An 11,516-nucleotide genomic window follows, 5' to 3' on the forward strand; every position below is an offset into this window, starting at 1 on the left:
TTGGGAAGGGATGAGGGTTATGAATGAATCCATTTGGACAGGAAGGATCGATGATGCCGTAAATCGCACGGCTTTTCGTTATCATCAGATTGTCGAAGCGGTAGATTTGCAGACGGCGAAGGACGGATGCGTAATCATAGGATTTGAATGCGAGGAAGGCGTCCGGCGGAATAAAGGGCGGCTCGGTGCTGCTAAAGCACCGGATGCATTGCGCACTGGGCTAGCAAATCTGCCGTGGAGGTTCGGGGAAACTGCTCGGCTATTCGATGTCGGCAATGTTGCTTGTACAGGCGAAGAATTGGAAACGGCCCAGCAAGAACTCGGAAAAACGGTAGGAATGCTCCTTTCAAACGGTGCAACGCCGATCATTCTCGGAGGCGGGCATGAAACGCTGTACGGCCATTATCTCGGCGTGCGTGAATTTTTAGGTCCGGACGCCTCTCTCGGCATCGTCAACATCGATGCTCATTTCGATCTGCGACCATACGACGAACAGTCTTCTTCAGGCACAATGTTCAGGCAGATTTTGGAGAGTGATGAGAATGCGAGCTATTTCGTCGCGGGCATCCAGCGGTACGGGAATACGCAGGAACTGTTTGACCGCGCAGAACTGCTTGGCGTAACATACGTGCATGAGGATGAAATGATACCCGGCCAGCTCGAGAACCTGATGGATTTATTGGATGCCTTCATGGACAAGCATGATGCTGTGATGTTGACATTATGTACTGACGTCTTGAACGCGGCGTTTGCCCCTGGTGTAAGCGCGCCTTCCCCGTTCGGTATTGAGCCGTCGACCGTGCGCGCGATTATCCGAAAGGTCGCAGGGCATACGAAGACGCATTCCTTCGACATTTGTGAAGTAAATCCTGCACTGGACGAAAATGGAAAAACCGTGAAGCTCGGCGCTTATTTTGTGAATGAAGCGATTGCGGGGTTCATGAAAAATTAATTTCGTTAAGCAAAAAGGCAATCTTAGGTTAATTCCCCACTAAGATTGCCTTCTTTTCCTACGCTAATTGTTCACTAAACTGAGCCAAGTCCTCAAAGCTAGTAATATCTCTCTGAAAAAGAGGGACATAAAGGATGTCTTGGTTCTTGAACGTCCTCTCTATCAGCTCTACATATTTCCGCTCATGCTCTTTCCGTTCATTCCAAAACTCACCTTCGACCTGTGCAGGGAGCATCTTATTGACGACAATTGACTTCACTTGAAGTGAATGCCGGTTCAACAATTGGATCGCTTTTTCCGTTTCCAAAATTGGCAGCCGCTCCGGGTTCAAAACGAAAATAAAACCTGTCGTCTGCTGATCCATTAATAGTTCACGGACTCGGGTAAAGCGTTGCTGCCTCACTGATAACACTTCAAAAATCGGATCTTCCACCGGTTCACCGTCATTAAGCAGACGCGAGTAATTAACATTCGCCTTTTTTCGTTTTTCCAATAAGCCATGAATCCACACACCCATTAGGTCAGGAAGCGACAGCAAACGGATTGTATGACCAGTTGGCGCAGTGTCAAACACAATTTTGTCAAAATGCTCGCGTTCCTCCAAAATAATCGTGATCAGTTTATCGAAAAGGGCCGCCTCGTCCGCTCCTGGCGATGCTTTTGCCGTGTCCAACTGGCGATGCACTTCCTCCATCATACTGGAATGGACGACGCCCTTAATATTGTCCTTCACCCCAGCAATATACCGTTCCGTCTCAAGCTGTGGATCGATTTCCAGTGCCACTAACCGATCCGCCACCTCCACCGGTTTGCCGCCGATCATCCGGCCAAATATATCACCGACATTATGGGCTGGATCCGTTGATACTAAAAGTGTGCGGTTCCCGGATGCGGATAAGCGGTGTGCAATGGCCGCGGCTGTTGTCGATTTGCCTACTCCGCCCTTTCCGCCAACAAAAATGATTTGTTTCGTCAATACGTCCATCGTTTCCCCTCATTTCAGCAACAGCGGATGCCAAGCATCGGAGACTTCTCCATGCCCATGCGCAAATGCCATTCGTGGAATTTTTCAATCATATGCGGATAGAGTTCCAATGTGTAATAATACGCCGGATTCGGAATGCCGATCATTTCGGAATAAAGGAGGAGGAAAAAGAGATCCTCCTCATCCCTCAATTCTGAAGCAATTTCCCGGCGGTGTGGCAAACTAATGACTTCTTCGTAGTACGAAATCAGCTTTTTCAGGGAATCAATCATAGTAACTCTCTCCCCCTACTACTCTTCCAAGTCCGTTGATATGTGCTGATTATTTTTGCCGGACAAGGCGGAGAATGCAGTCAATATGATCCAAACCGCAAAGACGAAAATGATTGCGCCGAAGATGAAGAGCAGCCAGTTCGAGCTTGACCCGAACCATGACCATTCATAGACCACTTGCTTAAACATCGCCAACAGTGTCATGAAAAGCAGGAAGATCATCGGAATGATGGCCACAAGATAGTTCCTGCCAAGCCGCTTGAGCCAAACCGCAATCAGCAGCAAGCTGATGCCTGCCAACAACTGGTTCGCCGTTCCGAACAAAGGCCAGAGCAAATATCCGCCCGATCCGAATCCATTCGGCCCTTCTGGCAAAAGCACAAGCGCGGCACTTGATAAAACCGCAACCGATGTCGCCACATGTTTCTTTGAAAGCTTCGGCATGTTGTATTCCATGCCCAATTCCGCAATGATGTATCGCATTAACCGGACCGAAGTATCCAATGTTGTTGCTGCGAAGCTAATGACTATAATCGATACAATCGTCGTTGCCACATCAGCCGGTATATACAAACTTGTCGCCAATTTACTGGCCCCTTGTACGAAAACAGTCAGGCCGGAGCCATTTGCCGCACCGAAGCTGCTGTAGGTTGCGAGGAATGCATCTTTGTTCGGGAAGAAGGTGATGACCGCAATAATAGAGACAAGTGCTAAAATACCTTCGCCGACTGCTCCAAGATAGCCGACAAATCGGGCATCCGTCTCTTTATTCAACTGCTTCGATGAAGTTCCTGACGAAACGAGTCCGTGGAAACCTGATATCGCTCCGCATGCAATTGTAATGAACAGAAGCGGGAACCATGATACGTCAGATGTTGCATTCGTCATTGGAGCCGTGATCGTAGGATTTGCGAAAAGCAAGCCTAAGTAGAGAATGCCAAGTCCGACTACCAATTGGTGTGAGTTGATGAAATCACGCGGCTGCAACAGTCGCCAAACCGGCAGTGTGGAAGCGAAATAGACATACACCATCAAAATGACAATCCAAATGAAGAAGGCCGTTGATACAGCACCAAGTCCGAACAGACCGGCTCCTTCCGCCCCGCCCATGTACTTCACAAGATCAATCTGCAAGAATCCCACTTTACTGGAGACAACTGCTGCAATATACATAACAGCCAAAGCGATGAGCGAAGGAACAAGCATCTTTTTCTGCCGCTTATAAACGACAGTGCCAATCCAAATCGCCAGAGGAATTTGAATGAAAACCGGTAAAACGCTTGCTGGGAATTTAATGAACAAATTAGAGATGACCCAAGCAAATACCGCATTCACCATCAACACTAAAATGAGGATAATGAACAAGAACAGAATTTTTGCCCGTTGTCCAATGAGGCGGTTCGCTAACGTACCAACCGATTGGCCTTTATGGCGAACGGATAACACCAAAGTTCCGAAGTCATGGACACCAGCAGCGAATACAGTTCCGAGAACGACCCATAGCAAAGCCGGCAACCAGCCCCAATAGACGGCGATTGCAGGCCCCAGTATCGGAGCTGCACCTGCGACTGATGTGAAATGATGCCCCCATAGGACAAACTTATTCGTCGGCACAAAGTCGACCCCATCTTTGTACCGATGCGCTGGCGTCACATAATTCGGATCTAACCTGAAGATCTTTTCAGCGACAAATTTTGAATAAAACCGGTATCCCAACGCAAAAACAATCATCCCTGCCACTGCAACTACAATTGCACTCAATTTCCCTTTCCTCCATTCCGTTTCTATTTGCACTTCGTTCCGAGTAGCTCAAAACGAAGGTATTTCCCTTATTATCAGCTAGTACAATCTATTGTCAGGGACAACTGCTTATGACCATTCCAAAAAGATTGTGACGGGAATGCATATACGTAACGGATGGTTGGCAGGAACGAGCTGCCTTGCAGAACTGTATTCAATTTACACGGTTCTTCGGTTCATTTCCCTCCAAAACATCAATGATCGCCTGTGCGTTCAATGCCATCATCGCCCGCCTCGTCTGCACGCTTGCGCTTCCAATATGGGGGACTGCCGTGACATTCGCTAAGGTGAGCAGTGGATGCTCGAGAGGAATCGGCTCCTTTTCAAAAACGTCCAGCCCCGCTGCGAAGATCGTATTATTTTTCAACGCGTCATAGAGGGCGATTTCATCGACGATGCCTCCGCGTGAGACGCTGATGAGAGTCGCCGTTTTCTTCATAAGCGACAGCTCCCGTTCGCCGATCATCCCTTTCGTCTCTTCGGTAAGAGGCACGAGAATCACAACATGATCGGCCCGTTTTAATAGGTCGTCCAATTCAGCATATTTGACGCCAAACTTGTCTTCAGTTTCATGCTTTCGGCTACGGTTATGATAGAGCACATGCATATTGAACCCTTTTGCCCTGCGTGCGACCGCTTCGCCAATCCGCCCCATTCCGATAATGCCGATGGTTGTCCCGTACACATCCATACCGGTATAGCCCATCGGCGTCCACGAAAGCCAGCCGCCTTCCCGCAATTCCTTTTCCGCTGAATTGAAGCGGCGCGCTGTGGCAAGCAGTAAGCCGAATGCAAGGTCTGCAGTCGTTTCCGTCAATACATCAGGCGTATTCGTCACGATGATGCCCTTCTCCTCAGCCGCTTTTATATCAATATTATTGAAGCCCACCGCCAAGTTGGAAATTACTTTTAAGTTAGTTGCGCTTTCCAGCATATCGCGATCAATCGTATCTGAAAGCATCGTCCAAAGCGCATCGGCTTGCACGATCTCTTCTCGTAATACCTCGGCAGGCACCGCCACATCTTCCGAATCCCACATCCGGACAGTGAACTTTTCTTTTAATGGTGCCACGAGCTCATCGGGCAGCTTTCTTGTAATAAATATAGTAGGTTTCATCGCAAACCCTCCTTTTTCACTTATATTAGCATAATTCAGTCAGTTCTTTTTTGCCTTGCATAAAGTTATCGGTCATTTCTTGACGGATATCGGTCATTTTCACATCTTTATCGGTCATTTCAGCCGACTTATCGTTCATTTCCCAACAGTTATCGATCATTTCCCTAGAGTTATTGTCATTTCATGACCTAAGACCTACTTGAAAACAATCAAAAAGTGCTCCGCCGTCAGCGAAGCACCTACATTTATCCACCAATATAACTCATATTGATCTTCTTCCGATTTTTCACCGTCTGTTCCGTACGTTCGTCAGAATAACGGTCGCCGCGGCCTTGCCAAACGCCGGTAATCGCTTCGAGCAACTCTTCGTCTGACATGCCGCTGCGGATCAATTCCCGAAGATCAAAACCGGATGAAGCGAACAAGCAAGTGTACAGCTTTCCATCCGATGAAAGCCGTGCCCGCGTACAAGTTGAGCAGAATGATTCCGAGACCGATGTAATAAAGCCGACTTCAGCCCCGTTGTCCAAATAGCGGTACCGTTTCGCCACTTCGCCGTAATACTCCTCTTCGGCAGGTTCCATTTCGTATTCCACGCGCAACATTTCGTAAATTTCCTTCTTCGTCACGACCTTTTCGAAGCTCCAGCCGTTGTCATTGCCGACGTCCATGAACTCGATGAAACGCAATGTAATGCCACGTTCCTTGAAATATGCCGCCATCGGAAGGATTTCGCTTTCATTCACACCTTTTTGCACGACCATATTCATTTTAATCGTGAAGCCGATTTCCTTCGCGCGATCGATATTCTTTAAGATAAGCTCAGGTTTAATGCCGCGCCCATTCATTTTCCCGAACAGCTCGGGGTCCATCGCGTCAAGGCTCATATTCAACCGACGGAGTCCCGCGTCATACAATGGTTGCCCATATTGACCGAGCAGAACACCATTCGTCGTCAATCCGATGTCTTCGATTCCTTCAATCTTCGTCAGCTTCCCAATCAAGTCGGGAAGGTCGCGCCGCATTAAAGGCTCTCCGCCTGTTAATCGAAGCTTTTTCACACCGAGCGACGCAAATAACCTTGCGAATCGCTCCATTTCTTCAAATGATAACAGCTCATTTTTTGGCAAGAACATATAATCATCACCGAAAATCTCTTTTGGCATGCAATATGTGCATCTAAAATTACAACGGTCTGTCACCGAAATTCGCAAATCTCGAATCGGCCGGCCTAATTTATCTACAATCGGATTCATCCTCGTCAACTCCTTTCCAAGACATCCGGAGTGTTCGCATTCATGAAAACCTTACTAGCGTCGTCTTCTGTCAACAATCCACCTTCAATCCACCGGACACCGTGTTTCTCTTGAACATCCATTACCCGTCGCCTCCCATTTTCAAGCGCTTCGCGCAGATCCGGGAGGACAACAGCGTCCCACACCGATACGAGCGGGTGAAGCTTTCCATCCAATACGACGGCAGTCACACCAGAACTATGACAGTCAAGCAACCTCCTGATCACGTCAGCTGTCATGAAAGGCATATCACATGGAAGAACGAGATAGCGTTCGGCGGGCAGCCTTTCCATCCCAGACAAAATTCCTGCAATCGGACCTTGCCCCACAAAAGGCTCCCTATCTGTCGTGACAAGCAGGCTTTCAGGGAAACGATCCACCAATTCAGGGCGCGTCACGACAATGCAATCTTCGCAAAACGGAGACAAAGCCTCCAGAGACCACTCATAGAAAGGACGCCCCTCCCACTCGGCAAATGCCTTTGGAGAACCGAATCGTCTTGACAAACCTCCAGCAAGAACAATTCCAGCCGTCTTCATCAGCCACCGCTCACCGGAGGAATGAATGCACAAACATCACCTGACTCTATGACATCATCTTTCAATGCATATTCTTCATTCACTGCCACTTGGACATTATCCGCTCCGAAGCCAGGGTAAGTCGTTTCTGCCCAATCAAGCAACTCAGATACCGTCATCGAATCACGGTTAAGCATCTCTTCACCTTTTCCCGTCAGTTCCCGCAGCCTTGCAAAATAGTTCACTTTGATCATAACTGTTCTACCCCCTTTTCAGGATATTTCTTCTGAGCACCGATCCATTCTTCCCCGTCTTCCCAAATTTCTTTCTTCCATATAGGCACGACTTCTTTGATGCGATCGATAGCATATTCATTCGCCTCGTAAGCGGCTTTTCTGTGTGGTGAAGAAACAGCAATGACGACAGCAATATCTGATATTTGTAGTTCTCCGATTCGATGTGCGATTGCGACACGTACACCTGGCCATTTCTCTTCCATCTCCGCCCCGATTTCCGCCATTTTCTTTTCAGCCATCGGGACGTAGGCTTCATACGACAGGTAAAGCGTCTTTACCCCGTGCGTCCACTCCCGAACATTGCCTGTGAAAACTGTGACTGCGCCGGCTGAAGGATGAAGCACATAATCCATATATTTTTGAACCTCTATCGGAGTTTCTACGATTTCATATTGTTTCATCGCCATCTCCCCTTTCTATCCACTTCACAAACCATTCGTCAATCTGTTCAATCTGCTCTCGCGAATGAATATGGGGGTAATCCGTTAAAATTTCCGGACACCCGACCACGAGCTGCCGCCCTTGCAAATGACAGAGCGTATCCCAATCTTCCTCATCCCGCAGCAAAACTACTTTATCTCCAACCTCGCCTTTATATCCTTCAATTAATAACACATCCGGCTTTCCGATCGTCGCTAATTCTTTAAGTTTTTCAAAATCGGGCTCTTCATTCCAACTGAATTGAATCGCTCCGCCACCCGCTACGAGCGTCGCATCCGCTCCGTTTGCTAAAAACTGAGCTGTGTCGGTTGTGGAATCACTCATATCCGGCTTCCCGCCATGCCCATGATGCTTCAGCACCGCGACAGACAAACCGTTCTTTTTCAATAAACAAACCCATCTCGCAATCAACGTCGTCTTTCCGCTATTTTTATAGCCGACGACGTGCAACGTCTTCATAGCGTCCATTCGCTGACGCCTTGTTCGCTGCCGATTAACAGGATATCGACTTCATCGCCTTCGGAAAATCCTCTCGTTCCACTAGGCAAGACAATCAGGCAATTTCCTCGTGCAATCGACGATACAGCATTTGATTTATTGAATCCCGCAGGCACCGCAACAACTCCGTCCGGCATCAATTTCCAAGTCGCACGGATGAAGCGCGTAAATGGATTCGGCTTCGTAAAGTCCTCGCCCAATTTCGCCGTCATTCTCGGCATATAAGGGGCTGCTCCTCCCATCATCCCAAGAATTGCAGGCCTAGTAAACAGTTCAAACCCTGTGAAGCAAGCGGATGGATTGCCCGAAAGACCGAATAAGTATTTATTTCCAAGCACTGCGACAGTCGTTACACTGCCCGGACGCATTGCGACTTTGTTGAATAAAACCTTCGCGCCGAGCCGTTCATAAATGGCGGGCAAATAATCATAATCACCGACCGACACACCGCCCGTCGTAATCAGAAGATCGGTTTCAGCAATCGCCTTCTCGACGACAGCCGTACATGCATCCAAGTCGTCCGCCATCATGCCATATGAGCGGCATTCGATGCCCATCCGTGTTAATTGTGCGCGGATCATTGGACCGTTTGAATTCCGAATTTTTCCTGGCACTAGTTCATCCGTCACCTCTAACAATTCTGTCCCTGTCGACAATATTCCTGCAACCGGCTTTTTCGCCACTTCCACTTTTGCATACCCGAACGTTGCTAGCAATGCGACAGTCCCCGGATGGATGAGTGAGCCTGCTTCGATTAGCAGCTCCCCTTCCTTCGCATCCTCGCCTTTGTACGAAATGTTTTCGCCAGCCTCAAATGGTTTCCGCAGCGTAAATCCGTCTTCCATTTCGACTGTCTGCTCAAGCATGATGACAGCATCCGCATTTTCTGGAATTTTTGCGCCTGTCATAATTCGATATGCTTCCTTTTCACCGATCGGCTTGTCTCCGACATAACCGGCGCCGATTTCCCCGATGACTTTGAATGAAATCCGGTTGTCGCCAGATGCTCCTTCAGAATCGGTCGACCGAATTGCAAATCCATCATAAGGTGATCGGTCAAAAGGAGGTACATCGTGTTTTGCAATTATCGGTTCAGCTAGTATCCTTCCGTATGCGTGCTCGAGGTCGATCATTTCTGTCCCTACAGGTGTTGCGTGCTCCATTACGAGCCTGACAGCTTCTGCCACGGGGATCGGTTTTCTCATTTCCACCATTACGTTTCCTCTCCTATCTTCTGCTATACTAAATGTACTATGTTTGAAGGGATTGAATCCAATGTCCGAATTGACGCATTTCAACGAGCAGGGACGCGCTAAGATGGTTGACGTTTCCGATAAGTCGGTGACGACAAGAACCGCCATCGCCGCTTCTTCCATCATCGTGAATGAAACGATCCACTCCCAAATTACGGAAGGGACGAATAAAAAAGGCGATGTCTTCGCCGTCGCCCAAGTCGCTGCAATTATGGCTGCGAAAAATACATCTTCCATCATTCCGATGTGCCACCCGCTCGCCCTTACCGGCGTCGACGTCCGCTTTGAATGGCAAATCGACGAAGCAAAGGCGCATTACGAAGTGCTCATCGAAGCCGAAGTGAAGACGAAAGGCCTGACCGGCGTTGAAATGGAAGCATTGACCGCCGCTTCTGCAGCAGCCCTCACGATTTACGATATGTGTAAAGCGGCCGGCAAAGAGATGGTCATCGGCCAGACGATGCTTTTGAAAAAGACCGGCGGAAAAAACGGCGATTTCGAACGATCTCCGATGGAATGAGAACTTTTAGGTTACTTCCGATGCTTCGTCAGTTCATGCACGATATGATGAAGCTCCGGAAGGATCAGTTTTTCCATCGCCAATTTCACCGCTTTCGACGATCCCGGCAATGCGAATAAAACATGTTCGTCGATCGACCCCGCAGTCGCTCGGCTCAGCAACGCCTTTGACCCCACGTCTTCCGTGTAGCTCAAGAACCTGAACAATTCCCCGAATCCATCGATCGTCTTCGTGAAATACGGCGTCACCGTCTCAATTGTGACATCGCGGAAGCCGATTCCTGAACCACCCGTTATAATGATTGCTTCAATTGAGGAATTGCCTAGCCATTCCTCCACGTTTCGAGCGATTTCCACCGATTCATCCGTACAAATCCGGTAATCCTCAATATGGTGACCTGCATCCTCAGCCATCTGGATGATCGTCCCCCCGCTTTTATCCGTATCTTTATCCCGCGTATCGCTCACCGTCAAGACGGCGATGGCGATCGATTTCTTTTTTTCATTATCCGTAAGATTCGACATCCAATCCACCCCCTATTAGCCGAAAAATTGATGGTATAGCTTCCGTCCTTGCTTCATATCTTTAAGCCCGTGAATGAGCAAACGACCGTTTTGGAATAAAACACATCGATACCCTTCCGCATGGAATTCCACGAAGAATGGCGTTGTCCGATATGTTGAACCCAGTCGTTCCGCCACTTGCACTCCGTCCGCGACAGACAACGTCCGGCTGCTGTCGGGTATGATTTGGACTGTCTCTCTACCGCATAGGATGGCATAATGCGTTCCTTCCGGTTGATTCAATGAAGGATATGTAGGTGATTCTCCGCAAGTTTCGCAATGTTCGTTGCGGATCCGCGAAATGCCTGCTTCCACTTGTGTGTTATTCCAAACATCGAAATGCAGCAGTTTCGTCATCATCGCATTCTTATTGCCCGTCAGCCACTTCAGTGCCTCCGCGGTCTGCCTAGCGGCTACAATTTGGACAGCAGGTGCAATAATGCCAGCAGTATCGCAAGTTTCATTTACCGAAGGGAGGACTGGCAGCAGACAACGGAAACAAGCCGACCGTCCCGGGACGAATGGAAATACAGTTCCCGAACTGCCGACACACGCGCCATGAATCCAAGGAATTCCCTTCTTCCAGGCTACATCATTCATAAGTAGTCTCGTTTCAAAGTTATCTGTTGCATCCATGATCAAATCGGCATCTTCCGTAAGCTGTTCAAGCAACGGACCGTCGACATGATCAAGCACAGTCCGTATTTCGCAGTCTTGCCGAATCTCTTTTAATCTGCGTTTCGCAGCGACGACTTTCGGGACACCGTCTAGCGCGTCCTGTTCAGTGAACATTTGCTGCCTTTGCAAATTGGACATTTCCACATAATCGCGGTCAGCTATCGTCAGCTTGCCGACTCCGGCTCTGACTAGCGTCTCGGAAATAGGGGATCCGAGCGCCCCGCAGCCGATGACTATGACGTGTGCATGTTTCAAACGTTCTTGCCCTTCTTCGCCAATCGGCTTAAAAAGCGTCTGGCGTGAATATCTCGTTCCCACTTCCCCTTCA

The 11,516-nt window shown here is 48.7% G+C and carries 15 protein-coding genes; 2 read left to right on the forward strand and 13 right to left on the reverse strand.

What is annotated here, in order from left to right:
- Nucleotides 1-19: 19 nt before the first annotated feature.
- The gene (gene hutG / locus ACTHPA_RS01890) at nt 20-952 is read left to right on the forward strand and encodes a formimidoylglutamase (RefSeq protein ID WP_440498361.1); all 933 of its coding nucleotides are present in this window, start codon (nt 20-22) and stop codon (nt 950-952) included.
- A 58-nt stretch (nt 953-1,010) separates the two neighbouring features.
- On the opposite strand, the gene ACTHPA_RS01895 is transcribed toward hutG, so the two are convergent.
- The 11 genes from ACTHPA_RS01895 to ACTHPA_RS01945 form a co-directional block, all read right to left on the reverse strand.
- Complete coding sequence (locus ACTHPA_RS01895) at nt 1,011-1,937, reverse strand: ArsA family ATPase (RefSeq protein WP_440498362.1); 927 nt, start codon at nt 1,935-1,937, stop codon at nt 1,011-1,013.
- A 14-nt stretch (nt 1,938-1,951) separates the two neighbouring features.
- Nucleotides 1,952-2,209: a cory-CC-star protein gene (locus tag ACTHPA_RS01900; RefSeq protein WP_440498363.1), complete on the reverse strand. Its 258-nt coding sequence runs from the start codon at nt 2,207-2,209 to the stop codon at nt 1,952-1,954.
- A gap of 18 nt (nt 2,210-2,227) precedes the next feature.
- Nucleotides 2,228-3,970, reverse strand: a complete 1,743-nt coding sequence (locus ACTHPA_RS01905) for a carbon starvation CstA family protein (RefSeq protein WP_440498364.1) — start codon at nt 3,968-3,970, stop codon at nt 2,228-2,230.
- Between the two features lie 193 nt (nt 3,971-4,163).
- Nucleotides 4,164-5,126, reverse strand: a complete 963-nt coding sequence (locus ACTHPA_RS01910) for a 2-hydroxyacid dehydrogenase (RefSeq protein WP_440498365.1) — start codon at nt 5,124-5,126, stop codon at nt 4,164-4,166.
- 25 nt (nt 5,127-5,151) lie between these two features.
- Entirely contained in the window at nt 5,152-5,286 is a 135-nt protein-coding gene (locus tag ACTHPA_RS01915; protein WP_440498366.1) for a hypothetical protein, read from the reverse strand.
- Nucleotides 5,287-5,371: 85 nt separating this feature from the next.
- Nucleotides 5,372-6,382 carry a GTP 3',8-cyclase MoaA gene (gene moaA / locus ACTHPA_RS01920; protein ID WP_440498367.1) on the reverse strand — a complete coding sequence of 337 codons (1,011 nt, stop codon included), beginning with the start codon at nt 6,380-6,382 and terminating at the stop codon, nt 5,372-5,374.
- A 5-nt stretch (nt 6,383-6,387) separates the two neighbouring features.
- Nucleotides 6,388-6,960: a molybdenum cofactor guanylyltransferase gene (gene mobA / locus ACTHPA_RS01925; protein ID WP_440498368.1), complete on the reverse strand. Its 573-nt coding sequence runs from the start codon at nt 6,958-6,960 to the stop codon at nt 6,388-6,390.
- Nucleotides 6,960-7,193, reverse strand: a complete 234-nt coding sequence (gene moaD, locus ACTHPA_RS01930; RefSeq protein WP_440498369.1) for a molybdopterin converting factor subunit 1 — start codon at nt 7,191-7,193, stop codon at nt 6,960-6,962. The genes mobA and moaD overlap by 1 nt, the downstream gene beginning before the upstream one ends.
- Nucleotides 7,190-7,636, reverse strand: coding sequence for a molybdenum cofactor biosynthesis protein MoaE (locus ACTHPA_RS01935; RefSeq protein WP_440498370.1), 447 nt, complete (start codon nt 7,634-7,636; stop codon nt 7,190-7,192). Before ACTHPA_RS01935 ends, moaD begins: the two co-directional genes overlap by 4 nt.
- The gene (gene mobB, locus ACTHPA_RS01940) at nt 7,623-8,144 is read right to left on the reverse strand and encodes a molybdopterin-guanine dinucleotide biosynthesis protein B (RefSeq protein ID WP_440498371.1); all 522 of its coding nucleotides are present in this window, start codon (nt 8,142-8,144) and stop codon (nt 7,623-7,625) included. Before mobB ends, ACTHPA_RS01935 begins: the two co-directional genes overlap by 14 nt.
- Nucleotides 8,132-9,388, reverse strand: coding sequence for a molybdopterin molybdotransferase MoeA (locus ACTHPA_RS01945; RefSeq protein WP_440498372.1), 1,257 nt, complete (start codon nt 9,386-9,388; stop codon nt 8,132-8,134). Before ACTHPA_RS01945 ends, mobB begins: the two co-directional genes overlap by 13 nt.
- A 61-nt stretch (nt 9,389-9,449) precedes the next feature.
- On the opposite strand from ACTHPA_RS01945, the gene moaC reads away from it, so the two are divergent.
- Nucleotides 9,450-9,947, forward strand: coding sequence for a cyclic pyranopterin monophosphate synthase MoaC (gene moaC, locus ACTHPA_RS01950; RefSeq protein WP_440498373.1), 498 nt, complete (start codon nt 9,450-9,452; stop codon nt 9,945-9,947).
- An 11-nt stretch (nt 9,948-9,958) separates the two neighbouring features.
- Here moaC and ACTHPA_RS01955 read toward each other — a convergent pair whose 3' ends face one another.
- Together ACTHPA_RS01955 and ACTHPA_RS01960 are read right to left on the reverse strand one after the other, a co-directional pair.
- Complete coding sequence (locus ACTHPA_RS01955; protein WP_440498374.1) at nt 9,959-10,471, reverse strand: MogA/MoaB family molybdenum cofactor biosynthesis protein; 513 nt, start codon at nt 10,469-10,471, stop codon at nt 9,959-9,961.
- 15 nt (nt 10,472-10,486) lie between these two features.
- A complete protein-coding gene (locus ACTHPA_RS01960) occupies nt 10,487-11,506 on the reverse strand; it encodes a ThiF family adenylyltransferase (RefSeq protein WP_440498375.1) in 1,020 nt (339 codons plus the stop codon).
- Between the last annotated feature and the right edge of the window lie 10 nt (nt 11,507-11,516).

The organism is Sporosarcina sp. SAFN-015 (genome assembly GCF_051966875.1).
GTDB lineage: Bacteria > Bacillota > Bacilli > Bacillales_A > Planococcaceae > Sporosarcina.